The organism is uncultured Oscillibacter sp., assembly GCF_910584465.1.
Classification (GTDB): Bacteria; Bacillota; Clostridia; order Oscillospirales; family Oscillospiraceae; genus Oscillibacter.
In genome coordinates this window covers 13,945-40,276 of sequence record NZ_CAJUBK010000021.1, presented here as the reverse complement: position 1 = coordinate 40,276, position 26,332 = coordinate 13,945, and the positions used below count along the sequence as shown (strand labels likewise).

Annotated in this window: 21 protein-coding genes, 1 tRNA gene and 1 pseudogene; 8 read left to right on the top strand and 15 right to left on the bottom strand. The window is 65.2% G+C overall.

The genetic code is table 11. The annotated features are described in order from the left end of the window. Both QZ332_RS07000 and rpsB read right to left on the bottom strand, forming a co-directional pair. Positions 1 to 241, bottom strand: a pseudogene (locus tag QZ332_RS07000) (elongation factor Ts); the annotation flags it as partial. A 34-nt stretch (positions 242 to 275) separates the two neighbouring features. Further along, positions 276 to 1,007 (bottom strand): 30S ribosomal protein S2, encoded by a 732-nt coding sequence (gene rpsB, locus QZ332_RS06995; protein WP_295764105.1) that lies wholly within the window; start codon positions 1,005 to 1,007, stop codon positions 276 to 278. A 298-nt stretch (positions 1,008 to 1,305) separates the two neighbouring features. Here rpsB and QZ332_RS06990 point away from each other — a divergent pair, with 298 nt between their 5' ends. The 3 genes from QZ332_RS06990 to rpoN are packed head-to-tail and all read left to right on the top strand — an operon-like array spanning position 1,306 to position 5,717. Then, positions 1,306 to 2,919 (top strand): putative manganese-dependent inorganic diphosphatase, encoded by a 1,614-nt coding sequence (locus QZ332_RS06990; RefSeq protein ID WP_295764102.1) that lies wholly within the window; start codon positions 1,306 to 1,308, stop codon positions 2,917 to 2,919. A gap of 22 nt (positions 2,920 to 2,941) precedes the next feature. Then, the gene (locus QZ332_RS06985) at positions 2,942 to 4,357 is read left to right on the top strand and encodes a sigma-54-dependent Fis family transcriptional regulator (protein WP_295764100.1); all 1,416 of its coding nucleotides are present in this window, start codon (positions 2,942 to 2,944) and stop codon (positions 4,355 to 4,357) included. A 25-nt stretch (positions 4,358 to 4,382) separates the two neighbouring features. Further along, a complete protein-coding gene (gene rpoN, locus QZ332_RS06980; RefSeq protein ID WP_295764097.1) occupies positions 4,383 to 5,717 on the top strand; it encodes an RNA polymerase factor sigma-54 in 1,335 nt (444 codons plus the stop codon). Positions 5,718 to 5,830: 113 nt separating this feature from the next. On the opposite strand, the gene QZ332_RS06975 is transcribed toward rpoN, so the two are convergent. Together QZ332_RS06975 and serC are read right to left on the bottom strand one after the other, a co-directional pair. Further along, positions 5,831 to 7,342: an S-layer homology domain-containing protein gene (locus QZ332_RS06975; protein WP_295764094.1), complete on the bottom strand. Its 1,512-nt coding sequence runs from the start codon at positions 7,340 to 7,342 to the stop codon at positions 5,831 to 5,833. A 372-nt stretch (positions 7,343 to 7,714) separates the two neighbouring features. Beyond that, a complete protein-coding gene (serC, locus tag QZ332_RS06970; RefSeq protein WP_295764090.1) occupies positions 7,715 to 8,803 on the bottom strand; it encodes a 3-phosphoserine/phosphohydroxythreonine transaminase in 1,089 nt (362 codons plus the stop codon). A 220-nt stretch (positions 8,804 to 9,023) separates the two neighbouring features. On the opposite strand from serC, the gene QZ332_RS06965 reads away from it, so the two are divergent. Then, positions 9,024 to 10,346 (top strand): chloride channel protein, encoded by a 1,323-nt coding sequence (locus tag QZ332_RS06965; protein ID WP_295764087.1) that lies wholly within the window; start codon positions 9,024 to 9,026, stop codon positions 10,344 to 10,346. Positions 10,347 to 10,488: 142 nt separating this feature from the next. Then, positions 10,489 to 11,205, top strand: coding sequence for a DUF421 domain-containing protein (locus QZ332_RS06960; protein WP_295764084.1), 717 nt, complete (start codon positions 10,489 to 10,491; stop codon positions 11,203 to 11,205). On the opposite strand, the gene QZ332_RS06955 is transcribed toward QZ332_RS06960, so the two are convergent. The 6 genes from QZ332_RS06955 to QZ332_RS06930 form a co-directional block, all read right to left on the bottom strand. Beyond that, the gene (locus tag QZ332_RS06955) at positions 11,199 to 11,855 is read right to left on the bottom strand and encodes an HAD hydrolase-like protein (protein WP_295764081.1); all 657 of its coding nucleotides are present in this window, start codon (positions 11,853 to 11,855) and stop codon (positions 11,199 to 11,201) included. The two genes, QZ332_RS06960 and QZ332_RS06955, sit on opposite strands and share 7 nt — an antisense overlap. Position 11,856: 1 nt before the next feature. Next, complete coding sequence (locus tag QZ332_RS06950) at positions 11,857 to 12,486, bottom strand: MBL fold metallo-hydrolase (RefSeq protein WP_295764078.1); 630 nt, start codon at positions 12,484 to 12,486, stop codon at positions 11,857 to 11,859. A gap of 121 nt (positions 12,487 to 12,607) precedes the next feature. Next, the gene (locus tag QZ332_RS06945; RefSeq protein ID WP_295764075.1) at positions 12,608 to 13,639 is read right to left on the bottom strand and encodes a DUF4349 domain-containing protein; all 1,032 of its coding nucleotides are present in this window, start codon (positions 13,637 to 13,639) and stop codon (positions 12,608 to 12,610) included. Positions 13,640 to 13,777: 138 nt separating this feature from the next. Further along, on the bottom strand, positions 13,778 to 14,710 hold the full coding sequence (locus QZ332_RS06940; protein WP_295764072.1) for a hypothetical protein: 933 nt from the start codon (positions 14,708 to 14,710) through the stop codon (positions 13,778 to 13,780). Between the two features lie 597 nt (positions 14,711 to 15,307). Then, positions 15,308 to 16,840, bottom strand: a complete 1,533-nt coding sequence (locus QZ332_RS06935) for a P-loop ATPase, Sll1717 family (RefSeq protein WP_295764069.1) — start codon at positions 16,838 to 16,840, stop codon at positions 15,308 to 15,310. Positions 16,841 to 17,163: 323 nt separating this feature from the next. After that, positions 17,164 to 17,247 (bottom strand) — tRNA-Leu (locus QZ332_RS06930). Between the two features lie 155 nt (positions 17,248 to 17,402). Between QZ332_RS06930 and QZ332_RS06925 the strand changes: the two genes are divergently transcribed. Further along, the gene (locus tag QZ332_RS06925; RefSeq protein ID WP_295764067.1) at positions 17,403 to 18,257 is read left to right on the top strand and encodes a pyridoxamine kinase; all 855 of its coding nucleotides are present in this window, start codon (positions 17,403 to 17,405) and stop codon (positions 18,255 to 18,257) included. 90 nt (positions 18,258 to 18,347) lie between these two features. On the opposite strand, the gene QZ332_RS06920 is transcribed toward QZ332_RS06925, so the two are convergent. Then, positions 18,348 to 20,345, bottom strand: coding sequence for a 5'-nucleotidase C-terminal domain-containing protein (locus tag QZ332_RS06920; protein WP_295764066.1), 1,998 nt, complete (start codon positions 20,343 to 20,345; stop codon positions 18,348 to 18,350). A 193-nt stretch (positions 20,346 to 20,538) separates the two neighbouring features. Here QZ332_RS06920 and hydA point away from each other — a divergent pair, with 193 nt between their 5' ends. Then, a complete protein-coding gene (gene hydA, locus QZ332_RS06915) occupies positions 20,539 to 21,915 on the top strand; it encodes a dihydropyrimidinase (RefSeq protein WP_295764063.1) in 1,377 nt (458 codons plus the stop codon). 53 nt (positions 21,916 to 21,968) lie between these two features. Here hydA and QZ332_RS06910 read toward each other — a convergent pair whose 3' ends face one another. Together QZ332_RS06910 and QZ332_RS06905 are read right to left on the bottom strand one after the other, a co-directional pair. Beyond that, positions 21,969 to 22,571, bottom strand: a complete 603-nt coding sequence (locus QZ332_RS06910; RefSeq protein ID WP_295764060.1) for a hypothetical protein — start codon at positions 22,569 to 22,571, stop codon at positions 21,969 to 21,971. 109 nt (positions 22,572 to 22,680) lie between these two features. Continuing rightward, on the bottom strand, positions 22,681 to 23,163 hold the full coding sequence (locus tag QZ332_RS06905; protein ID WP_295764057.1) for a DUF4330 family protein: 483 nt from the start codon (positions 23,161 to 23,163) through the stop codon (positions 22,681 to 22,683). A 107-nt stretch (positions 23,164 to 23,270) separates the two neighbouring features. On the opposite strand from QZ332_RS06905, the gene csaB reads away from it, so the two are divergent. Continuing rightward, entirely contained in the window at positions 23,271 to 25,499 is a 2,229-nt protein-coding gene (gene csaB, locus QZ332_RS06900) for a polysaccharide pyruvyl transferase CsaB (protein WP_295764055.1), read from the top strand. Positions 25,500 to 25,501: 2 nt separating this feature from the next. On the opposite strand, the gene QZ332_RS06895 is transcribed toward csaB, so the two are convergent. Both QZ332_RS06895 and QZ332_RS06890 read right to left on the bottom strand, forming a co-directional pair. Beyond that, positions 25,502 to 25,687, bottom strand: a complete 186-nt coding sequence (locus tag QZ332_RS06895; protein WP_295764052.1) for a DUF6774 domain-containing protein — start codon at positions 25,685 to 25,687, stop codon at positions 25,502 to 25,504. A gap of 110 nt (positions 25,688 to 25,797) precedes the next feature. Beyond that, positions 25,798 to 26,319, bottom strand: coding sequence for a hypothetical protein (locus tag QZ332_RS06890; RefSeq protein ID WP_295764049.1), 522 nt, complete (start codon positions 26,317 to 26,319; stop codon positions 25,798 to 25,800). Positions 26,320 to 26,332: the final 13 nt, after the last annotated feature.

Genomic DNA, 26,332 nt, shown 5'->3' with positions numbered 1-26,332 from the left:
AGTCGGTCTCGGCGTTGACCTCGACCACCACGCCCACGCCGTCGATGACGGCGGCGTAGGCCATGCCCTCGGCGGCGACGCGGCCGGCCTTCTTCACGGAGGCGGCCATGCCCTTCTCGCGCAGCCACTCCACGGCCTTGTCCATGTCGCCGTCGGTGGCGGAGAGGGCCTTCTTGCAGTCCATCATGCCCACGCCGGTCATCTCGCGCAGGGTCTTCACATCAGTTGCGGTAAAAGCCATGATCGCTTACCTCCAAATCTATTATCGTCCTATCTCACTGGGCGGCGGGGGCCTCGGCGGCCTCCTCGTTCTGCTCGCCCTGGCGGCCCTCCAGCACGGCGTTGGCCATGATGGAAGAGATCAGCTTGATGGCGCGGATGGCGTCGTCGTTGCCGGGGATGACGTAGTCGATCTCATCGGGGTCGCAGTTCGTGTCGGCGATGGCCACCACGGGGATGCCCAGCTTGTGGGCCTCGGCGATGGCGTTGCGCTCCTTGCGGGTATCCACGATGAAGAGGGCGCCGGGCAGGCTCTTCATCTCCTTCACGCCGCCCAGGTACTTCTCCAGCTTGGCGATCTCGCCCAGGTGCTTCATGACTTCCTTCTTGGGCAGCATGTCGAAGGTGCCGTCCTCCTGCATGGCCTTGAGCTGGTTGAGCCGGTCCACGCGGGTGCGCATGGTCTTGAAGTTGGTCATCATACCGCCCAGCCAGCGGGCGTTGACGTAGTACTGGCCGCAGCGGCCGGCCTCCTCGCGGATGGCGTCCTGGGCCTGCTTCTTGGTGCCGACGAACAGCAGGGACTGGCCGCTCTCGCTGAGCTGGCGGACGAAGTTGTACGCCTCCTCCAGCTTGCGCACGGTCTTCTGCAAGTCCACGATATAGATGCCGTTGCGCTCCGTGTAGATGTAGGGAGCCATCTTGGGGTTCCACCGGCGGGTCTGGTGGCCGAAGTGGACGCCCGCCTCGAGCAGGGCCTTCATGGATACGACGCTGGAATTTGCCATGTTGTTTGTTCCTCCAAATATGAATTTAGTTGGTCCTCCGGCGGCTTCAGCCCCCCCGCCAACCCGGGGACCGGGCCCAGGGCACAGACAGGGAGTCGACACGCCGTGCGGAATGCTGAAATATCATACCACAGCAGTATTTCCAATGCAAGAGGGAATTAACAGATCCGCAAGATTTTTCTTTGGAAGATCCAACTCCGCCCCCGGGACATTGACATTTCCCCTCCGGGGACGCATAATGGGGGCATAACGGATCGGGGGCGAGCCCCGCGTCCCGCGAAAGGAGCCTTTTTTCAATATGGACACTATCTATATCATGGGCCACCGGAACCCGGACACGGACTCCATCGTCTCCGCCATGGCCTACGCCGCCCTGCGCAACGCCCTGGGCGACCGGCAGTACCAGGCCGCCCGGCTGGGCCAGATCAGCGACGAGACCCAGATCGTGCTGGACCGCTTCGGCTTCCAGCCCCCCAGGCTCATCGAGAACGTGCGGACCCAGGTCCGGGACCTGGACTACGACACGCCGCCCACCCTCTCCCCCGCCGCCACCATCAGCCGGGGCTGGCAGGCCATGCAGGGCGGGAACATCTCCATCCTCCCCGTGGCCAACGAGGACGGGACCCTCCACGGCACCCTCTCCGCCGGGGACGTGGCGAATTACGACATGACCTCCGTCCGCGACCCGCGGGTGGACGGGATCCCGGTCTATAACCTGATCTCCGTCCTGGAGGGCAAGCTCCTCAACGAGGGCGCCGAGGCCCGGGACGAGATCTGCGGCGAGGTGACCATCGCCCTGCCCGCCAGCCGGGAGAACCTGCTGTTCTCCAGCCCGGACAGCGTGGTCATCTGCGGCGACCAGCCGGACATGGTCCGGCGGGCCCTGGACCTCCAGGTGAACTGCGTCATCATCTGCCAGGGGGAGGTCTCCCCGGAGCTTTTGGAGCGCGCGGGGGACACCTGCGTCATCTCCACGCCCATCGACGCCTATCAGGCCCTGCGCCTGATCTTCCACGCCCTGCCCATCTCCCGGATCTGCAAGCGCAGCGGCCTGGTCTGCTTCCACCTGGACGACTACATCGACGATGTGCAGGACGCCGTCCTGGAGAGCCGCTTCCGGGCCTATCCCATCCTGGACGAGGAGGAGAAGGTCGTCGGGATGCTGTCCCGGTTCCACCTGCTGCGCCCCCGGCACAAGCGGGTGGTGCTGGTGGACCACAACGAGAAGTCCCAGTCCGTGGTGGGCCTGGACCAGGCGGAGATCCTGGAGATCATCGACCACCACCGCCTGGCGGACATCGAGACGAAGAACCCCATCCACGTCCGGAACGAGGCCGTGGGCAGCACGAACACGATCATCGCCGAGATGTACCAGGAGAAGGGCCTGATGCCCACGGCGAAGATGGCGGGGCTCATGGCGGCGGCGATCGTGTCGGACACGGTCATGTTCAAGTCCCCCACCTGCACCCAGCGGGACGTGGACATCGCCAACCGCCTGGCCCGCATCGCCAGCGTCTGCCTGGAGGACCTGGGGCAGGCGATCTTCTCCGCCAGCTGCGGCGACGACAAGACCGCCGAGGCCATGCTGATGACGGATTATAAGGAGTTCCACATCGCCGGGCACGACCTGGCGGTGAGCCAGATCACCACCGTGGACTCCGCCCGGCTGCTGGACCGCAAGGGCGAGTTCATCGAGATCATGACCGCCGCGCAGGAGTCGCAGGGGCTGGACACCGTGGTGCTGATGATCACCGACGTGCTGCTGGAGGGCACCCAGCTCCTCTTCGTCGGGGACGAGGACACCATCCGGCAGGCGTTCTCCATCCGCGGGGGGGAGAACTGCGCGTTCCTGCCCAAGATCATGTCCCGGAAGAAGCAGGTCATCCCCATGCTGTCCGCCCTCTGGGGCTGAGACGCGGGAAGGAGGTCCCCTCATGTCCCAGGCATCCGATCTCACCGCCCTCTTCGACGACGGCATCAACCTCCGGGGCCTCTTCGACATCCTCAGCCCCGAGAACAACCTGGTCCTGGCGGACGACATGATGCTCTCCGACGCCAAGGGCGTCATCCTCCGCGTCAGCGAGAGCTATGAGAAGAACTTCGGCTTCGTCCACGATTCCATCGTGGGCCGGTCCGCCTTCGACCTGGAGGCCGACGGCACCTTCTCCCCCTGCGTCACCGCCGAGGTCATCCGCCAGCGCAGGAAGATCACCGCCACCCAGACCATCAACCACATCCATAAGAACGTCATGACCGTGGGTATCCCCCTGTTCGACAGCAGCGGTGAGCTCAAGTTCGCCGTCTGCTTCAACACCGTGTCCATGGAGCAGATCAACGTCATCCAGCGCAACTACCGCCACCTCCAGGACTCCCTCCAGCAGTACACCCAGGAGATCGCCGAGCTCCGCACCCGGGCCACCTCCACCAGCCTGATCTTCAAGAGCGCGTCCATGCAGCGGCTGTGGACCCTGATGCAGAACACCGCCAACACCAAGGCCAACATCCTCATCACCGGGGAGACCGGCGTGGGCAAGAGCGCCGTGGCCAAGGCCATCCACGCCATGAGCAGCCGGGCCGACGGGCCCTTCATCGAGGTCAACTGCGCCGTGCTGCACGAGAACCTCATCGAATCGGAGCTCTTCGGCTATGAGAAGGGCGCCTTCACCGGGGCCGCCAGCGGCGGCAAGATCGGCAAGATCGAGCTGGCCAACGACGGCACCCTCTTCCTCGACGAGATCGGCGAGCTCCCGCCCCACATCCAGTCCAAGCTCCTCCAGCTCATCCAGGAGAAGACCATCGAGCGCCTCTCCGGCAACAAGCGGATCGAGCTGGACTTCCGCCTCCTGGTCGCCACGAACCGAAACCTGGAGGAGGCCGTCCAGCGGGGGCTGTTCCGCTCTGACCTCTTCTACCGGCTCAACGTCATCCGCATCCACATCCCGCCCCTCCGGCAGCGGCGGGAGGACATCCTCCCCCTGGCCCACCAGTTCCTGGCCCGCTTCTGCGGGGAGTATGAGAAGTCCCTCACCTTCAGCCCCCGGCTCCTCAGCTTCCTGGAGCGCTGCGACTGGCCGGGGAACGTCCGCCAGCTGGAGAACCTGGTGGAGCGGCTGGTCATCACCGTCCAAGATCCCATCATCGACCTGGCGCACCTCCCGCCGGAATACGACGCCGCCTCCGCCGCCCCCGCCCCCTCCCGGGAGGGCACCCTGGCGGAACGGATGGACGCCTACGAGGGGCAGATCGTCCGGGAGTCCTACCGCCGCTGGGGCACCACCGTGGCGGTGGCCAAGGAGCTGGGCATCTCCCAGGCCACCGCGGCCCGGAAGATCGCCAAGTATGTGCGGTGAGCCCGCCGGGAGGAGGGAGCGAGCCATGAGCCTCGTCCAGCTGAAGACCGAACTGCGCCAGGAGCTGAAGCTGACGCCGCAGCTCCTCCAGTCCATGGACGTGCTGCAGATGAGCTCCCAGGAGCTGCTGGAGTACCTCTCCCGCCAGGCGGAGGAGAACCCCCTCCTGGACCAGTCCGACCCGCCGGAGGCGGCCTGGGAGGCCCTGCGCCGCCAGGCCGGCTGGATCGACGGCGGACTGCGGGACCGGGGCACCTTCGCCCACGAGGAGGCCGCCGTGGAGGCCGGGCGGGAGGACCGGGAGCTGGAGGGCCTCTCCGCCTTCCTCCGGGACCAGATCCAGCGCCTCCGCCTGCCCAGGCCCCTGACGGCCCTGTGCGAGTATCTCGCCGAGCTGGTGGACGAGGACGGCTGGCTCGCCCAGGAGGACCTGGACGGCCTGTCCGGCATGAAGATCCCCCAGGCCCTGGTGGACCAGGCGCTGGACGCCCTCCAGGGCCTGGACCCGCCGGGGGTGGGGGCCCGGTCCCTCTCGGAGTGCCTGCTGCTCCAGCTCAGCCGCCGGGGCGGGACGGACCGCACCGCCATGGAGATCGCCGCCCGCTTCCTGCCGGAGCTGGGGAGGAAGCGCTATGCCGCCATCGCCCAGGCGCTGGGCGTCGGGGTGGAGGCCGTCCGGGAGGCGGAGCGGACCATCGCCGCCCTGGAGCCCCATCCGGGCCGGGCCTTCCAGCCGGCCGAGGCGGCGGTCTACGTCCGGCCCGACGTGTTCGTCGCCGAGCTGGAGGGGGAGCTGAGGGCCGTCCTGAACGACTACTACCTGCCCAGGGTGTCCGTCAACGACTACTACCTCCGCCTGCTGAAAAGCAGCGACGAGAAGGAGACCCGGGACTACCTCCGCCAAAAGCTCCGGCAGGCCAGGTGGCTGCTGGACAGCCTGGAGCGCCGGGGGAGCACCCTCCGCCGCTGCGCGGAGGCCCTGCTGGAGGTCCAGCGGCCCTTCTTCGCCGGGGAGACGGGGGAGCTGGCCCCCATGACCCTCTCCACCCTGGCCCAGCGGCTGGAGGTCCACCCCTCCACGGTCTCCCGCGCCGTCCAGGGGAAGTACCTCCAGTGCCGCCAGGGGACGTTCCCCCTGCGCTGGTTCTTCAGCCGCCCGGTGAGCGGCGGCGCGGTCTCCCGCCAGGCGGTGAAGCAGACGATGCTGGTCCTGATCCGCGGCGAGGACCCCCAGAGGCCCCTCAGCGACCAGATCCTGTGCCGCCTCCTGGCGGACCGGGGGATCCGGGTCGCCCGACGGACGGTGACGAAGTACCGCCTGGAGCTGGGGGTGGGGCCTTCGGCGGCCCGGCGGGCATAGGAGAGCGGGAAGGCAAAGCGGAGGCCCCGCCGTCCAAAGACGGCGGGGCCTCCTTGTTTATCTGTTTTGTCCGTGCGCCCCGCCCCTGGCGGGGCGCACGGCGATGGATGGGTTCACGAATGGGCGGCGCGGTACAGGAAGGTCACGATCTGGCCCCGCGTGCAGGTGTCGTTGGGGGAGAAGGCGGCCTCGCCGGTGCCGTTGGTGACCCCCTTGTCCACGGCCCAGGCCACGGCGGCGGCATACTCCGCGTCCTCGGCCACGTCGTTGAACTTGGCCTTGGACTCGACCTTGGGGCTCCCGGCGGCCTTCCACAAGAAGGTCACGGCCATGGCGCGGGTGCAGGGCGCGCCCACGTCGGCGTCCGCCGCGATCATCCCCTGCTCCGCGGCCCACTTGGCGGCGCAGTCGCGGTCCGCCGTGCCCTCGGCGGCGCCGGGCTTGCCGTTGGCGCGCCACAGGAAGGTCAGGATGTTGGAGACCGAGCAGGTGCTACTGGGGGCGAAGGTGGTGGCGGAGGTGCCGTAGGCGATCCCCTCGGCCGCGGCCCAGCCGATGGCGGGGGCGAAGGCGGAGGAGGGATCCACGTCGGTGAAGCTGGGGACGGCGGGAGCCTCGGCGGCGCCGGGCTTCTCGTTTTTCACCTGGTCCACGTTCTTCTTCGCGTCATAGGTCTCGGAGGCGTCGTAGTTGAACTCCAGCTCCGTGGTGATCTTGTCGCTCTTGGGGGTGAACCAGATCGCGCCGTCCAGGCTCATGGTGCACTCCGCCAGCAGGACCGCGCCCTCGGGGACCTCGGCGTCCACGTCCAGCTTGCCGTCCTTGTCGAAGAAGTACATGGTGCCGCAGTTGTTGGCGTCGGGGGTGATGTCCTCGCCCTTCATCTTCTTGTTGGAGCCGTTGTAGACCACCTTGCAGTCGATGTTGGGGCCGACGCCGGCGTCGCCCGCCTTGGTGGCCATCTTATAGTCCCAGCGGGAGGCGAAGTACACGCCGTCCTCGTCCGGGGACAGCATGGTGCGGATCTCCTTGGTCTCGTCGGTGACGCCCTTGCAGTCCTTGAAATCCTGGATCAGCTGGACGGAACCGGCGGGGGCCTCCGCCTGCTCCTGGGCGGCGGCGTCCAGGGGGAAGGCGTCCACGTTGTTGGCGTCGGCGGGCTTGGCGTCCTTATACTGGAACTTCACCGCCATCTCCAGGTCCTCGGTCTTGGGCATGGCGATGACCGTCCAGGTCTCCAGGTCCACCTTGAACTTGGCGACCTTCTTGGCGTCGTCCGGGGCGCTCTCCGTGCTGGTCTCCACCTTGCCGTCCAGCTCGAAGACGCTGACCTTCACGTCCTTCAGGCCGTCCAGGTCCAGGTCCTTGGTCTTGACCTTGTAGTCCTCGCCTTTGTAGGTGACGGTCAGGCTGATGTTCTCCACATCGTACTTCCAGGGGGAGATGTAGTAGCCGCCCTCCACCTCCACATAGGTGGCGGCGCCCTTGCCGTCGTCCACGCCTTCGATCTGGAAGTCGTGCTTGACCTTCATCTCTTTGGCGGTGTAGATGGTGCTCGCCGCGGCGGTGGGGATCATGACGCAGATCATGAGCGCCGCCAAGAACAGGGACATGAGCTTTTTCATAAGTGCCTTCCTCCATTCATCACGTTCGCCTGGGGGAGAGCCCCCGGCCCAAGTAAAGCTATCCCTAGTATAGCACCAATAACTTCCATTTACAATCGAACGGGTGACGAGATCCGTCCGCCCGCGCTGTATGTTTTCACGATATATCCCCTGGTCTTTTGCGGACATGGGGCCCCTCCCGCGGCGGGGAGCCCCCTGCGCCGCCCGCCGGGCGGGCCCTCGGGCCGCCGAAAGGGGGACCCGACGGGGGGAGCCCCGGGCCCTGGGGATCCCCGGGAGCGGACCGATCCAAAAGGCGCGGGAGCCCCCTCCGGGGCCCCCGCGCCTGCGTCCCTTTTCGATGGATGCGCCTCCCGCGCTCCCCGGCGGGGCTCAGCCGTGGGCCGACTCGTACTCCCGCAAGAACCGCACCAGGGCCTCCACGCCCTCCTTGGGCATGGCGTTATAGATGGACGCCCGGAGGCCCCCCACGCTCTTGTGGCCCTTCAGGTTGTCGAAGCCCGCCGCCTTGCAGGCGGCCGCTACCTCCGCGTCCTGCTCCCGGCTGGGGGTGACGAAGGGGACGTTCATCAGGGAGCGGTCCTCCTTCCGGACCGCCCCGGTGAAGAACCTGGACTGGTCCAGGAAGTCGTAGAGGATCTTCGCCTTCTCCTGGTTGCGCCGGTGCTGTGCCTCCAGCCCGCCCTGGGCCAGCAGGTATTTGAAGACCTTCCCGCAGCAGTAGACCGCCCAGCAGTTGGGCGTGTTGTACAGGGAGCCGCTGTCCGCGTGGGTCTTATAGCGCAGATAGGTGGGCACGGACGCCGGCAGGTCCTCCCGGATGAGGTCCTCCCGGACGATGACGATGGCCATGCCGGCGGGGCCCACGTTCTTCTGCACGCCGCCCCAGATCAGGCCGTACCGGCTGACGTCGCAGGGGCGGGAGAGGAACATGGAGGACTGGTCGCTGACCAGCGGCCGGCCCTTGGCGTCGGGCAGGCGGGCGTAAGTGGTGCCGTTGATGGTCTCGTTCTCGCAGATATAGACATAGTCCGTGTCCTCCGGGATGTCCAGATCCGAGCAGTCCGGGATATAGGAGAAGTCCTTGTCGGCGGAGGAGGCCAAGATCTCCACCCGGCCGAACTTCTCCGCCTCGGCGATGGCCTTCTTGGACCAGGCCCCGGTCTCCACGTAGCAGGCCCTGCCGCCGCGCATCAGGTTCATGGGCACCATGGCGAACTGGAGCGTGCCGCCGCCCTGGATGAAGAGGACCTGATATCCGTCCGGGATGCCCATGAGCTCCCGCAGGTCTGCCTCCGCCTCGTCCCGGATCTGCTGGAAGACCTTGGAGCGGTGGCTCATCTCCATGACGCACATGCCGCTCCCGCGGTAGTTCATCATCTCGGCGGCGATCTCCTCCAGGACGGGCTCCGGCATCATGGCGGGGCCCGCCGAAAAATTATAGGTGCGTCCGTATCGCATAGTCGTTTCCCCCGTTCGATAGCTTCGATGGGTCCCATCCCCTGTTCCGGGGCGGTCCCTCGTCACAGTATACCGCGTTCCCCGGAGAGAATCAACCACCTCCCGGCCGTTCGGGCAGGAGGCGGGCCCGCCGGCCATATCCGCTTGCATTTTCCTCCAGATCCGGTATACTGGGCATAGAGGGATCGTTCGAGGGATCCCGGGGCGGAGGCATGATGATATGCGAGGAGATCTGAGACGGGGCCTCCGGGCCCGGTGGGGGCTGGCCCTGCTCTATGGGCGCGCGCTGGGGAAGTGGCTGGCGCTGGCGGCGGCGACGGGGTGCGCCTGCGGGCTGACCGGCTCGCTGTTCCACATCGCCGTGGAGCGGGTCACGGAGCTGCGGGCCGAGGAGCCCTGGCTGCTGTACGGCCTGCCCCTGGCGGGCCTGGGGATCGTGGCGCTGTACAAGCTGCTGGGGACCGAGGGCCAGGGCACCAACGACATCTTCGACGAGGTCCACACCGGCGGCAGCATCCCCCTCCGGCTGGTGCCCTCCATCTTCCTGGGCACGGTGCTGACCCACCTCTGCGGCGGCTCCGCCGGGCGGGAGGGCGCGGCCCTCCAGATGGGCGGGGCGCTGGGCTATCAGACGGGGCGGCTCTTCGGCTTCGACGAGCGGGACCTCCGCGTCGCCACCACCGCGGGCATGGCGGCCTTCTTCACCGCCCTCTTCGGCACGCCGCTGACCGCCGCCGTGTTCTCCATCGCCGTGGTCAGCGTGGACTCGTTCTACCACGCCGCCCTGTTCCCCTCCCTGACCGCGGCGCTGGTGGCCTATGGGGCCTCCCGCCTCTTCGGGGTGGAGCCCACCCATTTCACCGTGGAGGCCCCGGCACTGGAGGCCGGGCTGCTGGTCCGGACGGCGGTGCTGGCGGCGCTGTGCGGCCTGGTGTCCATGCTCTTTTGCGGGACCATCCACTTCGCCGAGCGCCAGCTGTCCAAGCGCCTGCCGGGGCCCTGGGCCCGGGCCTTCGCCGGGGGGTGCGCCGTGGTGGCCATGACCCTGCTGTGCGGGAGCGGCGACTACAACGGCGCGGGCATGGACGTCATCGCCGCCGCCGTGGAACAGGGGAGCGCCCGGCCCGCCGCCTTCCTGCTCAAGCTGGCCTTCACCGCCGTCACCCTGGGCGCCGGGTTCAAGGGCGGGGAGGTGGTGCCGTCCTTCTTCGTGGGGGCGGCCTTCGGGTGCGCGGCGGGGCCGGCGCTGGGGATCCCGGCGGGGTTCGCCGCCGCTCTGGGGATGGTGTCCGTGTTCTGCGGGGCGGTGAACTGCCCCCTGGCCTCCATCGCGCTGTCCGTCGAGCTCTTCGGCAGCGGGGGGCTGCTGTATTTCTCCCTGGCCTGTTGCGTCAGCTATGTGCTCTCCGGCTACAACGGGCTCTACTCCAGCCAGAAGATCCTCCACTCCAAGCTGAAGGGCCGGTACATCAACGTCCACGCCAACGATCCCGCCGTGGAGGCGGCGCCCCCGGAGGAGCGGGAAGGACAGGCCGCGCTGTGACGGCGCGCGCCCCGTCCGGAACCTCCCCCGCCCCGGCGCGCGGCCGGGGAACGGACGGCCCCCTCTTGGACGTGCCTGCATAAGATCCGCCTCCCGCGGCATACTGTCTCAAACGACATTTGCCATGGGAGGCGTTCTTTTTATGGAGTTCCTGCAAGACATCGGTATGACCGCCCTGACCACCCTGCTGTCCATCCTGGCCCTGTTCCTGCTGACCAAGCTGATGGGCGCCAAGCAGGTGTCCCAGATGACCATGTTCGACTACGTGGTCGGCATCACCATCGGCTCCGTCGCCGCTGAGCTGGCCACGGAGCTGGAGGAGCCCCACAAGCCCCTCACCGCCCTCATCGTCTATGCCCTGGTGGCGGTCCTCATCTCCGTGCTGTGCTACCGGTCCCTCAAGATCCGCTCCGTCATCTCCGGACGGCCCATCATCCTGCTGGAGGACGGGGTCATCTACAAGGAGAACCTGAAGAAGGCCAAGCTGGACCTGAACGAGTTCTTGACCTACTGCCGGATCGGCGGCTGGTTCGACCTCAGCCAGATCCAGACGGCCGTCTTCGAGCACAACGGCACCGTCAGCTTCCTGCCCAAGGAGGCCGACCGCCCCGCCACGCCCGCGGACCTGAACAAAAACCCCTCCCAGTCCCAGGTGCAGACGCCCTTCGTCATGGACGGCAAGCTCCTCTCCGGCAACGTCCGCCAGTCCGGGAAGGAGGACGAGTGGGTCCGCCGGGCCCTGCTCCGCCAGGGCTACCGGGACGAGCGGGAGGTCTTCCTGGCCCTCTGGGGCGGCGGGGAGGACCTGACGGTCTTCCCGGCCGACCCGGGGAAGCGGGCCGATGTGACGGCTCAGTGAGCCAGGATGAAGGCTTCCAGCTCCTCCGGCGTGGAGACCACGGCGACGGCCCCGGCCTCCTCCAGCTCCCCCGCCGGGGCATAGCCGAAGAACTCCACCCCCACGCAGTCCACGCCGCAGGCCCTGGCCCCCAGCACGTCGAACTTCCGGTCGCCCACCATCAGGACCTGGGGGAGGTCCGCCTCCCCCAGCCCCAGTTGGCGCAGGGCCTCCCGGATCACGTCGGCCTTCTCCTGGTCGCCGTTGGGCGGGCTGCCCACCAGAGCGGAGAGGTGGGGCGTGAAGCCGAAGCGGGCGCAGATGGAGACGCACAGGCCCTCCGGCTTGGAGGAGGCCAGGGCCAGCACGCGGCCCGCCTCCCTGAGCCGGCCCATCAGCTCCGCCATGCCCGGGGCCGCCCGGTTCTCGTACTGGCCCACGGGCTCATAACGCAGGCGGAAGCGCTCCACGGCATCCTCCGCCTGGGCGGGGCTGTAGCCGCAGAAGCGGACGAAGGAGTCCTGGAGGGGCGGGCCGATGAAGCGGAGGAGGGTCTCCTCCTCCGGGACGGGGCCGCCGTACTCGGCGATGGTCTCCCGGACGCAGCGCACGATGCCCTCCCGGGAATCCGTCAGGGTGCCGTCCAGATCGAAGAGTATGTAACGGTACATATCAGACCTCCTCGGAGGATCGGGGGACGATCACGCCCCGGGCGGTCCCGTCCAGGTCCAGGGCCGGGCCGTCCAGCCGCCGGACCTCCTCCGCGGGCCACAGGGCCAGGAAGTCCTCCACGCCCGCCAGCACGGGATAGCCCCGCGTCCCCAGGCGGTAGTGCATGGGCAGGACGCAGCGGGGCCTCAGGGCGCTGCAGACGGCCTTGGCCTCCGCGGCGTCGATGGTGTAATAGCCTCCCACGGGGATCAGCAGAGCGTCCAGGGGGCCGATGGCCGCCGCCTGCTCCGGCGAGAGGGGGTGCCCCAGGTCGCCCATGTGGGCCACGGTGACGCCGCCCGCCGAGAGGACGTGGACGGTGTTGCTCCCCCGGAGCGCCCCGCCCTGGCCGTCGTGGAAGGTCTCCACGGTGCGGACGGTGAAGGGCGAGGGCGCGCCCCCCGGCAGGAGCGCCGCCTGGTCCACGGCATGGTGGTCGCCGTGCTCATGGCTGCAAAGGATCTCGTTCACGGCGAGCCCGCGCTCCGACAGGGGCGGATAGCCGTCCACGCCGGTGTAGGGGTCCAGCAAGATCGTATAGCCGTCCTGTTCCAGCAGGAAGCAGGAGTGGCCCAGCCAGGTCAGTCTCATATCGATCTCCTCCTTTTGTTTTGTGAGGCGTGTCCCGCGCCCCAGAGGGAGCGCGGGGAGGCGGGCCCCCTCCGGATGGGACGGGAGATACGAAGGGCGGGCCCAGCCCGCCCTCAGTATATCAGGTTTTCGGCTGTTTGTCATCCGGTCCTTCCGGCCCGTCCCCCTTCTTCCGGCGGGACGCGCCCAGCCCCTGGGCCCGGGCCTGCCCGAAGGTCTCCGCCCGCCGGGCCTGTCTCCGCTTGGAGATGCCCACGGCCGCGGCGGCGGCCAGCGCCAGCAGCGTCAGCCAGATCCAGTTGTAGGCCAGGAAGATCGCCATGCCCTGGAGGAAGTCCCCGAAGCTGTGGAGGCCGTCGGCGAAGGCGTTCCCCAGCTGGCTGGAGAAGGTGGGCGGCGCCTCCTCCACTGTGGTCAGGCGGGGCACCTCCCGGAGGCGGAGCTCCACGGTGGCGTAATCCACCAGCGCGTCGTAGCGCCGGAGGGAGCCGGTGAGCTGCTCGATCTGCAGCTCCGTCTCGGCGATGGCGCTCTCCAGGGTGATGATGTCCTCCATCTCCTCCGCCTTGGCCAGGAGCATCTGGAGGCGCTCCAGCTTGGTCCTCTGGGTGGTCAGGCGGCTCTCGGTGTCGTAGTACTGCTCGCTGATGTTCTCGGCGCTCTTGCTCTGCTCGGTGACGTGGCTCAGCTCCCCCACGCTCTTCAAAAAGCCGCTGAACCGGGCGGAGGGGACCCGGATCGTGTAGTCCCCCATCCGGCGGCCGTCGGCGTAGCTGCCGATGGAGGCATACTCCATATAGCCCCCCATCTGCTCCACCAGGGCCTCCAGCCCGGAGGCGCACTCGTCGAAGTCCATGGTCTCCGCCTCGACGCCGGCGGTGTAGACCATCTTCGCGTTGGCCAGGCGGTCCTCCGGCTCCGTCTGGCCCTCCTCCTCCGTGGGGGCCGCGGAGGGCTCCATCAGCCCGCCGTCCGCCTCTTGGAAGCCCCAGTCCCCCCGGACGCCGGAGCTCTCCGCGCCGCCGTAGTAGTCCGCCGGGGCGTCGGAGCCGCTGGAGGCCGTCATGCCGCCTCCGTCCCCGCCTCCGCCGCACGCGGTCAGGGCCAGGGCCGTCAGCAGTGCTACCAGGATCAGGGCAAGTCCTCTTTTCATCTGCATATCCTCCTTTTCCGCCCCGTCTCCCAAGCGGGGCGCTTCATCCATATAGACGCTTTTTCACCGCGGGAAGTTCCGCCCGCGAAGGGCCGCTGATAAAAAAACAGGGCCCCTCCCCGGAGCCCTGTCCGATCTTCACCGCTTCCCCGTCAGGGCGGCAGGCTCCTGCGCCTCCTGCTCCTGCTCTTGCTGGACGTCGTCGTCCGTCACCGCTTTGGTGACGGTCCGGGTGGTGCCGCCGGAAACATAAGACCTGCCGCACTCCGGACAGATCGCGGTGTGCATGGTCACGTCCTGGCTGACCACCTCGCGGCCCTCCCGCTTGGCCTTGGCCTGCTCCCGGACGACGTGCTCCATCTCATGGCCCCGGACGGCGGAGGGCGCCTGTTCGGGCTTGATGTTGGTGGGCGTCTTGAAGGAGACGCCGGGGTCGTCGGAGCCGTCCTGGTACTTCCGCTTCTCGCAGGTCTCGCACCTGCCTTTTTCCGCGGCCTCCTGAGCGCTCTCGGTCTTCGTGGTCCCCGGGCCGTCCATATCCTCCAGGCCGGGCAGGCCGGAGGCCGCGTCCTCATCCTCCCGGCCGAGCAGTCCGGGGATCTCGCCCTCCCGGTCCGGCAGGCCGGGGAGCGCGGGGGCGCCGTCGTCCAGGACGTCCGCCGCCCGGGCCGGGTCGTCCAGCGCCAGGGCGTCCTCGGCCCGGGACAGCCGGCCCTCCAGGACGTCCTTTTGCGGGCCCAGGACGGGGGAGGGACGGGCCCCTCCGGCCTCCACGAAGATCCCCTCGCCGTCCACCTCGCCATACCGGGTCCGCATCCGTCCGGCCATGGCGGCGGCGTCGTTCTCCAGCCGCTGGGCCAGCTCCGGCACGGAGACCTCGTCCCGGGAGACGGGGCGCACGGCCTTCACGGGCTGCACCGGCGTCTCCGGGGGAGCGGCCTTCCGGACCGTCAAGGCCGGGGCCTGCTGCGCGTCCCGCATGCTGCGGATGTTCTCGGTCAGCCGGGAGCGGTAAAAGGCCCCTGCCGGGCCCATCCCGAAGCTGCCGACACCTGCGATCCCGCCGATCATACGATCACCTCATATATATACGAAAATACCGCCCTTCGGCGTCAGCCGGATACCGGCTGCGATCTGACGGATATAGTATACCATATCCACCCAAAAACGCAAGCCCCTTTTCGCCTATGCCTGCTGATGGACGGGAGTAGGATGTATCTGGTTTCGGGGATATTTGCAGTCTGAGGCGTGGTGCCCAGTGAGGATTTTGAGTCTTGTGTTGTGTATGCCGTGATTTTTCAAATCACGGCGTGCACAACACATTAGCCGTTCATCTCTTTACACCCATCTAAGTGCCAAGGGCCTGATATCCTTGCCTTTTATAAGGCCAAGAAAGGCTGGCAATGGAATGGAAAGAGTGGAGGGAGGACCGAGGTTTAGAGGATAAGGCCAAAACAAAAAAGACGGACGTACCGTGAAAACGGGCATGTCCGTCTTTTTTACATTTATGTGGCCTGTTGCTTTTTCGAGGGCCTTTCGGCTTTGGGGTTGGCTGCAACGGTATCGGAAGGAGGTTTAGATTATATGCATATGAATATGGCAGGGTCAAGCACTATAGACATTGCGATTGTGTAAAATAAATCTTATTAGAACAATTTTCTTTACTTCTCAATAAAATGTGATTGAGAGTTCACTGTAGAGTGCTGGATGTATTGCCAATTCCCATCCGTTATCTTTCAATACCCCTGAATCACCTTTGTGGTTCCACCGCCATGAATACGCTCCTTTGCGATTTATATTCCCCCAAAGGCCGACCCGATAAAAGTCTTCAAGGATGTCCTCACTTCTCTTGTCCCAAAAGTCTCGAGCAGAACTACCTTTTGCTGTTCTTTTTCGAATTTCATCTGCGGTGGTAAACTTTGGCCCTCCCCTTAACAACCGGATTACCATTTCGATTTCTTGAGTAGTATACAGTGACTGTAATTCCTGACGGACCTCAGCAAGGCTCCCCTTGGAATATTCCTTTCTCAAGTTATCGAACGCCGCTCTGGTAAAGGAAGTGTCCTCACAGTGTACACTATCATTTTGTGCTGCAGTAATAAGCCTTACGATATCCCTGGGTTTGTTCCATCCATTATCAAGAATGTAACTTACTGCATCCCGATTATAAATGCGTCGGGGGAACCAATCCCAAAAGGACTGTGGTTTTCCACCGCTTCCTACCTCTATCCGCTTCATCAGAACTTTGATGATAGGATGCTCTATCGAATTTGTATTATTATATGTCCATTTGATCGGTACACTATAACCGTCTATTATTTTATTGATTTCTTTGGTTTGGATGAATCTATCCATGGCAAAAACGATTTCATTTCGTATTGCGGCTATGATTCGTACTTTTCCATACCCGTTTAATCTATGAATAGTAAATATCATATCACGGATTAAGGTCAAATCTCGTTTAAATAACTCTTGATTCCCATAATATGCTTCCATTTCATCTACAAAAAGATAATAGGGGATATCAGTCCTTTCCAATTTCCGGAACAGCGCTTCACACCGGTCTACCGTTTCAATAAGTTCATTAAATGCAGAATAATCGTTAGCTATTCGTTGGAATGATGCATTTGCATTGAGGGATGTACCTGAAATCGGTGAACTATTTAACGAAATGCCCAATTCCGAGAGCACGATAGTTTTTTTGCTTGAGGAAGAAAAACTGATCCTATTTACTTCTTTGACAAAATCATGCCAGTTCGTATCCTGCTTAAACAGACCCCCTTGATTCTCCGCACAGTCATCTGCAATTTTTTTAAAAAATACCCAACGCCATATGTGGAGATATTCAATTTTGTTTGGTTGAATATCTCCACTTATATCGATTAAAGAGGACAACCTTTTTGCAACAGCATCGATGTTGCTTTTTTTAACTTCCTCAAAATCACTTTTAAAATAAAGGAATGAAGTGCAAGTCAAGGGATCCTGCTCTTGCGTTCGATTTTGCAAATAAAACAGTATAGATGTCTTCCCGACACCTTTATAACCAGTAACTAAAAATTTTTTTCCATTGAGCAAGCTGTTGAGGGGCAACCCAGGTGGAACAATAAAGCTGGCGAAAAATTTATCAGCTTGATTGGTGGTAATCTCATCTTTTGCGTCAGGCATTCCCGCATAAATGTCTTGGATCGCAATCTCATTCATAATCAAGCATTCCTTTCTTTTCTTTTGGTTTAGGCATATAAGAGTCTCGGCAATTTTTATAAAGTATAATACTTCCTCCAATTTTTGACAAGCGATTTTATTAACTATCTGTTCCGTTATTTATTTATGCAAAATAGTATCATACATGAAGGTGAGCACATCGCTGGAACGGTGCGTCTGCTCTTATACTTTATGCAGTTCGCTTCTGGCTTCCTTGGCCCTCTTGGCCTGGAGAGTAGACTTTTACACCATTGTAATTACAGAAAAAGATCGATGATCCGGACCGATTTCCTATCGGAAACAGATCCGGATCATATGAATCTTGGTGCGCCTGAAGGGACTCGAACCCACACGCCGAAGGCACGAGAACCTAAATCTCGCATGTCTACCAATTCCATCACAGGCGCGTATCCACGAAATGGGCCCTCTGCGGACGCCACCCATTATACCACACCCGTCCTCCCCCCGTCCACCCCCTTTTTCCACTCTTGCGCTTTCCCCCGATCCGTTGTAAAATGGCCCCAGCATCCAAAGGAAAAGCAACGAGAAGAGGAGGCCCGCCATGTCTACCCCCCGTGCCGCCGTCATCCATGACCTCTCCGGCTTCGGCCGCTGTTCCCTCACCGAGGTCATCCCCATCCTCTCCGTCATGGGCGTCCAGTGCTGCCCCCTGCCCACCGCCTTCCTCTCCACCCACACCGGCGGCTTCACGGGCTTCACCTTCCTGGACATGACCGAGGAGCTCCCCCGGGTCGCCGCCCACTGGAAGTCCCTGGATCTGAAGTTCCAGGCCATCTACAGCGGCTTTTTGGGCAGTGAGCGGCAGATCGGCATCGTGGCGGATTTCATCCGGGAGTTCCGGGGGCCCGACACCCTGGTGGTCGTCGATCCCGTCATGGGGGACGACGGGAAAGCCTACCGGACCTATACCCCCGCCATGTGCGCCGGGATGGCCCGCCTGGCGGAGCTGGCCGACGTCATCACCCCCAACCTGACCGAAGCCGCCTTCCTCCTGGGCCGGGACTACGGCCGGCTGCTGGACGGGGGGCGGGCCCTCCACGACGAGGGGGCCCTCCGGGCGCTGGCGGAGGAGCTGAGCCTGGGCGGGGAGCGCTCCGTGGCTCTCACCGGGGCGGCGCTGTCGCCGGGACAGACCGGGGCCATGTGCTTCGACGCCCGGACGGGCCGGACCGAGGCCGTCCAGGCGGAGTTCGTGGCCCATCCCCTCCACGGCACCGGGGACGTGTTCGCCAGCGTCCTCACCGGTGCGCTGATGCGGGGGGCGTCCCTCCGGGACGGCGCCGCCCTGGCCGTGGAGTTCATCCATGCCTGCGCCGTGCGGACCGTGGCCCAGGGCCTCTCCCTCCAGGAGGGCGTGGACTTCGAGCCCCTGCTGGGGCAGCTGCTCCCCCGCTGACACCGGTACGCCGGTACACCGATACAAAAAAAGGAGGCCGGAGCATCGCTCCGGCCTCCTTTTTCCTTATTCCCTTAGAGGAGGGGACGTTCACGCCGCGGGGATCACCAGGACCTGGCCCACGTTCAGGGAGTTGGGGTCCTTGATGGTGGCCTTGTTGGCGTTGTAGATCACCTGCCACTGACGGCCGGTGCCATAAGCCTTCTGCGCGATGCTCCACAGGCAGTCGCCGGACTTGACGACGTAGTCGCCCTCGGCGGCGGGAGCAGGGGCGGGAGTGGGCTCCGGCTCGGGGACGGGCTCCGGCTCGGGAGCGGGAGCAGGCTCCGGCTCAGGGGCGGGCTCGGGGGTGGGCTCGGGAGCAGGAGCGGGCTCCGGCTCGGGAGCGGGGGCGGGCTCCTCGGCGGGGGCCTCCGCGGGCTCGGCGGCGACGGTGATGCGGCCCGCGGGCTCAGCGTAGCTGCTGCCCACCGTGCCGTCCAGCTCTTCCTTGATGTAGTCCATCAGGACCTCGTCCATGGGGATGCCCAGGTCGTAGTTGGCGGAGGCGGCGGCGAAGGCGTAGTACGTATCCCCGCCGGCGGCCATGAAGTCGTTGGTGGCGATGGAGTACTCGGCTTCCTCGTCGAACGCCTCGCCGCCCACGGTCTGGATGGAGACGCGCTGGATGCTGGCGGGCTTATGATAGGTGGAGCCGGGATAGAGGTCGCCCTCGTCGAACTCCTTGGTGGTGTCCACGGTGAACTCGATGCCGCTCACCTGGGGGAAGCCGCCCACGGCGGTGGGGGTGCAGTAGGTAGAAGCCTCCAGGGCCTCCAGCAGCTCCGCGCCGGTGACCTTGACGATGTTCAGGGTGTTGCCGAAGGGCAGGACGGTGTTGACATCCTTTTTGGTGATGTCCCCGGCCGCGATCGCGGCCCGGATGCCGCCGCCGTTGGTGACGGCCGCGTCCACTTCCTCGCCGTTCTTGGCCGCGCCCCAGACCAGGGAGTCGGTGATCAGGTCGCCCAGGTTGGTCTCCTCGGTGCGGTTGCCGGGATCGCGCTCGCCGTTGAGGAGGACCTCGGTCTTGGCGAACACGGCGCCGTAGTCGTCGTCGATCTCCTTCTGGATGACGGCGGCCCGGTCGGCCACGTCCTTCACGCCGTCCAGGGTGACGGCTTCCACAGGGATGTTCCGGGCGGAGCAGCCGTCCTTGGACAGCATCACGGCGCCCACGTTGGCCAGCTTCGTGCCGGTGGAGGTGACCAGGGTCTTGCCGGACTCGACGGCGACGGTAGCGGTCTCGCCCGTGACGATGCTCCCCTGCTCCGGCAGGGTCTCCACGGTCTCGCCCGCGGCGGCGGCGGTCTCCTCGATGGTGGAGTGGGAGTGGGCGTCGATGAACACGTCGATGCCGGAGACCTTCTCGAGGAGGTCGATGGAGCGGTTGCCCTCAGACTCGTCGTCGATGCCCAGGTGGCCCAGGCAGACGATATAGTCGCAGCCCTCGGCCTTCAGGGACTCGACTTCCTTCTGGGCGATGTCGAACATGGCCTGTCCGGCGGCGAAGGTCACGCCCTGGATCTTGGCGGGGTGGGCCTTGGTGGCGGTCTCGGGGGTGGTCAGGCCGAAGACGCCGATCTTCTCGCCGCCGGGGGCGGTGAAGACGGTATGGGCGTTCTCCGCCGCGCCGTTATAGAGCACGTTGGCGGAGACCACGGGGAACTTGGCATCCTTGGTGACTTCCTTGAAGTTGGGATAGCCGTAGTCGAACTCGTGGTTGCCGATGGTGGCGGCGTCATAGCCCGCCAGGTTCATCAGCTCGATGGCGCTCTTGCCCTGGCTGACGCTGACGGTGGGGTCGCCCTGGATGTAGTCGCCCGCGTCCATCAGCAGGGTATAAGCCCCCGCGTCCTCGAAGGCCCCCTTCAGGGCCGCGACCTTGGCGTAATTGCCGATGGCGCCGTGGACGTCGTTGGTGTGGAGGATGACGATCCGGCCCTCCAGGGACTTGGCCTCTTCCTCCTCCTCGGCGCTGGCGGTGACGGCCAGGGAGAACATCATCGCGAGAGCCAGCAGCAGGGACAGGAACTTTTTAGTCTGCATTCTGTTACCTCCTCTTCGTTCAGGCGGACGCTCGTCCGCTCCTGTGTGCATTATAGCACATTTTTCCCAAATGGAAAGAGGGAAGTTGTCCCCGCAGGGAAAATTTTTTCATCGGGCCGCCTCCCGCTGGAGATCTGGCGGGAGCTGTGCTATACTGTCTCCATCGACTATCTTCGGAACGGAGGGACAGCATATGCGCACATTGTTCAAGGGCGGCAGCGTGGTCTCCGGCAGGGGCGTCCGGCGGGCCGATCTGCTGGTGGAGGGGGAGAAGGTGGTCTCCCTGGGCCGGGGGCTCAAGGCCGAGGCCGACCGCACCGTCGACGTCACCGGCTGCGTCCTCTTCCCCGGCTTCATCGACGCCCACACCCATTTCGACCTGGAGGTGGCGGGCACCGTCACCGCGGACGGCTTCGCCTCCGGCAGCCGCGCGGCCCTCCGGGGGGGCACCACCACCGTCATCGACTTCGCCTGCCCCGATAAGGGGGAGCCCCTGGCCGGCGGGCTGGCCCGCTGGCGGGAGAAGGCCGGGGGGAAGACCTTCTGCGACTATGGCTTCCACATGACCATCGACGACTGGGGCGAGGACATCCGCCGGGAGCTGCCCGAGATGTTCGCCCAGGGCATCTCCTCGTTCAAGATGTACATGACCTATCCCGCCATGATGCTGGGGGACCGGGACCTCTACCGGGCGCTCAAGGAGCTGAAGGCCCTGGGGGGCATCTGCGGCGTGCACTGCGAGAACGCCGGGGTCATCGACGGCATGGCCGCCGAGGCGGCGGCGCGGGGGGAGCTCTCCCCCGCCAGCCATCCCCGGACCCGCCCGCCCTATCTGGAGGCGGAGGCGGTGGGCCGCCTCCTGCGCATCGCCCAGGCGGCCCAGGCCCCCGTCGTCATCGTCCACCTCACCAACGGCGAGGCCCTGGACGAGGTGCGGCGGGCCCGGAAGCGGGGCCAGACCGTCTACGTGGAGACCTGCCCCCAGTACCTGCTCCTGGACGAGGAGCTGTACGCCCAGGAGGACTTCCTCGAGGCGGCGCGGTACGTCTGCGCCCCACCCCTGCGGGCCCGGAAGGAGCAGGACGAGCTGTGGAAGGCCCTGCGCCGGGGGGAGATCCAGACGGTCTCCACGGACCACTGCGCCTTCACCCTGGAGCAGAAGGCCCTGGGCCGGGAGGACTTCCGGAAGATCCCCGGCGGGCTCCCCGGCGTGGAGACGCGGGGGGAGCTGATGTGGTCCTTCGGCGTGGCCCGGCGGAGGATCGGCGCGGCCCGGATGTGCAGCCTCCTCAGCGAGGATCCGGCCAGGCTCTACGGGCTCTTCCCCCGGAAGGGGATCCTCCAGCCGGGGTCCGACGCGGACATCGTGGTCTACGACCCCAGCGGCGGGCACATCATCCGGGCGGAGGACTGCGTCTCCGCCGCGGGGTACACCCCCTACGAGGGCTTCGCCGCCGACGGCGGCATCCGGCAGGTGTGGCTCCGGGGGAGGCTGGCCGTGGAGGAGGGCAACGTGCTGGAGACCGACCCCAGGGGCAGGTACATGGCCCGGGGGAAATGCGCCCTTTGAGGATACGCGAAAAGACGGCGGACGAGAGCGTCCGCCGTCTTTCATCTCTCGGTTCAGGGGAGGGGCTCCTGGCTGAACATCACCGTCAGGGCGTAGACGTGCTCATAGCCCAGCTCCTGGTATTCCTCCGGCTGGAAGAAATACTCCACATCATAAGAGACGATCTTATTCCCAGATGTATTGATTTGCACCGCCAGGGGGATCTCCTCCTCATAGACGATCTCCGTCCGGTCGGAGAGGAACGCGATGCCCCGGCCCAGAGTGTCGTCGTGCTCCTCCGAGGCGCAGTACTTCACCGTCGTCCGATCTCTGCCGAACTGGATGGCCTCCCGGTACTCGCCCCGCAGGTCCTCGAAGCCGAAGGCCATGCGGCCCCGGGTATCCTCTTCGTCCAGGGAGATCCCGCCGCCGCCGGTATACTGCTCCCACGCGCCGTCCACCAGCTCATAGGTGTTGACGCTGACCTTTTTCGCCGTGCCGTCCAGGACGACATCGAACAGGTGCTGGTCCGTGTCCGCTCCTAGGAGCTTGGCTACGGCCTCTTCCTCCGCGCTGAGCTCGGCGGGCTGGATATACATGACCGGCGCGGCCCCGGCGGAAGAACAGCCGCTCAGGACCAGGGCCAGCAGGGCCAGGAGCACGAACTGTCTTTTCATCTCAGATCCTCCTCAAACATGACCTCGCGTCGCCGTCGCTTCGGCCTGGATGCACACCAGACCGCCAGAGCGCGCTAAAGTTCTTTGGATCCTTTCTTTCAAGAAAGGATCAGCCCCAGTCCACGTCGATGACCGTGCCGTTCTGGAACTCCACGGTCTCGCTCTTCATGATGTAGTCCGTCTTGCCGATCCGGACCTCCTGCTCGCCCACCTTGGTGGTCATGACCTCGGTGTGGGGGACCGTGGCGGTGCAGGTGAAATAGAGGTTCACGTGGTCCGGATCCTCGTGCCACTGCCCGTCGGGTCCCAGTTCCAGCCAGGGGGTCATCTCCACGGACTCGATCCGCCCGTTCAGCCGCGCGCCGGAGGCCATCAGGGGGGAGGGGAGGTTCTCCTTGGCGTTCTCATAAAGCTCCGCGGCCACGTTCTGGACCCGGACGACGTAGGTGATGTCCATGGTGGGGACCTCGACGCTGCCGCCCCGGTCCAGCAGGCGGGTGGCGCCGAAGACGGCAGCGGCCAGGATGATGGCCACGGCGATGATGTCGACGATATTGAACTTTCCGATGCGGTATGCTTTCTTCTCTTCCATGCTTGACCTCCGTAAGCGGGACGCTCGTTTTCTTTCGTGCGGGCCTTATGGACAAGGCCCGGGAAATATTGTATAATACTTTTCAAAAAATCACAAGGGGTTTTTGCATGAAAGTCATCCATCTCATCAGCGGCGGCGACTCCGGCGGGGCCAAGACCCACGTCCTGAGCCTGCTGCAGCACCTGAACGAGACCATCACCGCCCAGCTGGTCTGCTTCCGGGACGGCCCCTTCGCCGAGGAGGCCCGGTCCATGGGCATCCCCACGAAGATTATGGGAGGCAACAACATCCTGAAGATCCGGCGGGAGCTGGCGGACTATATCCGGCGGGAGGGCTTCCAGATTGTCCACTGCCACGGCTCACGGGCCAACATGACCGGCGCCCTCCTCCGCAAGATCACCGGCCTGCCCGTGGTCACCACCGTCCACAGCGATTATCGGATCGACTATATGGGCCGCCCGCTGGCCCGGTGCACCTTCGGCGCCATCAACACCTGGGCCCTGCGGCGGCTGGACTACCACATCGGCGTCTCCGACGCCATGGTGGACCTGCTCATCTCCCGGGGCTTCCCGGCGGACCGCTTCTTCGCCATCTACAACGGCATCGACTTCACCCCCGCCCCGGACCAGGGGGACCGGCTGCCCTACCTCCGGTCGCTGGGGGCCGACGTGGAGGAGGGGTCCGTCGTGGTGGGCATCGCCGCCCGGCTGAACCCGGTGAAGGACATGTCCACCCTCATCCGGGGCTTCGCCGAAGGGTATAAGTCCTGCGACAGATTACGCCTCGTTATCGCCGGGGACGGGGAAGAGCGGGCCAAGCTCACCGCCCTGGCCAGGGAGCTGGGCGTGGAGAGGCAGGTCACCTTCGCCGGGTGGATCAGCGGCGGCATGGACCGCTTTTACAGCGCCCTGGACATCAACGTCCTCACCAGCTTGTCCGAGACGTTCTCCTACGCCCTCACGGAGGGGGCCCGGTTCCATCTGGCCACCATCTCCACCGCCGTGGGCGGCATCCCCTACCTCATCGACCAGGGCGTCAACGGCTTCCTCATCCGGCCCGGGGACTGGAAGGACCTGGGGCGGCGGCTGGCCGCGCTGGGCGGGGACCCCGCCCTCCGCCATGAGATGGGGGAGAGGCTCTTCGAGAAGGCGTCCGCCCGGTTCTCCATCGGGGAGACGGTGGACACGCAGCTGCGGATCTACGAGGAGATCGTCCGCCGCCACAGCCGCCCCAGGACCGGGCGGGACGGCGTGGTGATCTGCGGGGCCTACGGCCGGGGGAACGCCGGGGACGACGCCATCCTGGAGGCCATCCTGGGGGAGATGCGCTCCATCGACCCGGACATGCCGGTCACGGTCCTCTCGAAGGACCCCATGAGCACCCGGAGGAGCTACCGGGTCCGGGCGGTGAGCCGGCTGGACCTGGCGGGCTGGCTGGGGGCCATGAGGCGGGCCAGGCTCTATATCAACGGCGGCGGGAACCTCATCCAGGACGTGACCTCCCGGCGGTCGCTGTGGTTCTACCTGATGAACATCCGGGCGGCGAAATGGGCGGGGTGCAGGGTGCAGATGTACGGCTGCGGCATCGGCCTGATCACCCGCGAGAACCACCGGAAGCTGGCCGCCAGGGTGCTGGACCGCAACGTGGACGTCATCACCCTCCGGGAGCCGGACTCCCTGGAGGAGCTGAAGTCCATGGGCGTCACCGGGCCCAGGATCGAGCTGACGGCGGACCCGGCGCTGACCCTCCCGCCCGCCCCGGACGAGAAGACGGACAGCGTGCTGCTCCGGGCGGGCATCCCGCCGCGGGGGAGGTATATCTGCTTCGCCCTGCGGCCCTGGCCGGGGTTCCAGGCGAAGGCCCCGCTCTTCGGGGCGGCGGCCCGGTACGCCTGGGAGACCTATGGTCTGACGCCGGTGTTCACGGCGGTGGAGAAGGGCCAGGACCCCGCCGCCGCCCGGCAGGCCGCGCAGACGCTGGAGGGCGTGCCCCACTACTTCCTGGATGATGCCGGGGCCGCGGGGACCATCATCGGGGCCTTGTCCCGGATGGAGATCGTGGTGTCCATGCGGCTCCATGCCCTGATCTTCTCCGCCGGGCAGGGCATCCCGCTGGCGGGGGTGGTGTACGACCCCAAGGTCTCGGCCTTCCTGCGGTATATCGGGCAGGAGAACTTCACGGACCTGGAGGACCTGACGGAGCGGACGCTCCCGGCGATGATCGACCGGGCCGCCGCCCAGGCGTCGGACAAGGACGCCCAGGCGGAGGCCGTCCGCCGCCTCCAGGAGCTGGAGCGGGGGAACGTCGACGCGGCCAGGAGACTGCTGGGCCTCTGAGCTCAGCGGCCGCAGATCTCCCGCTGGGTCGCGATGGTCCCTAAGGTCTCCCCCAGCTGGTTGAAGATGGCGGAGACCATATCCAATTCGTCGTCATTGAGCTGGATGGCGATGGCCACCGCCAGGGAATTGATGGCGGTGGTCAGGGCCAGCGGGTCACAGTCGAAGCGGTTCATAGGATCACCCATGACAGTCTATGAAAAAGCGGGGGCGGCTGTTCCCGGCGGGAGCGCCGCATCCAGGGAGGTATGCGCCTCCCTGGATCCTGACCGCCCGGCGGAGCGGGATCTGACCGCGGCTATCCCTCATGCGAGACCGCGCTGTCGAGCTTCCCGAAGCGTTCCAGGGCACCGATATAGTCTGCGACGACGACATAGTTTTCCAGATCCTCCTCATCGACGCCTTGGAATGCACGGAGCTCATCCCAGAGCATCGTGCTCCCCTCCACCATGTAAAAACCACTGCACAGATCCACCCCGACGAAGATCTTCGTTATCTCGCCTCCCCACAGGTCGGGGCGGTCTTTATTTTCGGGGAGATAGAACTTATGCCCGTTCCCGATATCCTCGAGGTAAAAGGCTTTCGGGAGCGGCAGTTGGCCGGCCGGCAGTTTCTCCGCCCAAAACGCATTTTGGGAGACGTTTTCGGAGATGACCGCCAGCGCGCCTTTATCCGTTATCTCGGTCAAGGGATAGCTGCTTTGCAGGTACCCCAAAAGGTCGGCGCCGCTTTTCCTGTTGGGCCGAAGCAGGCCCTTATACTGTTCGGAGATCTTTTTCCATTCGGCCAGCATCCCTGGCGTGGGTCCCTGTGTGATCATATCTCATCCTCCC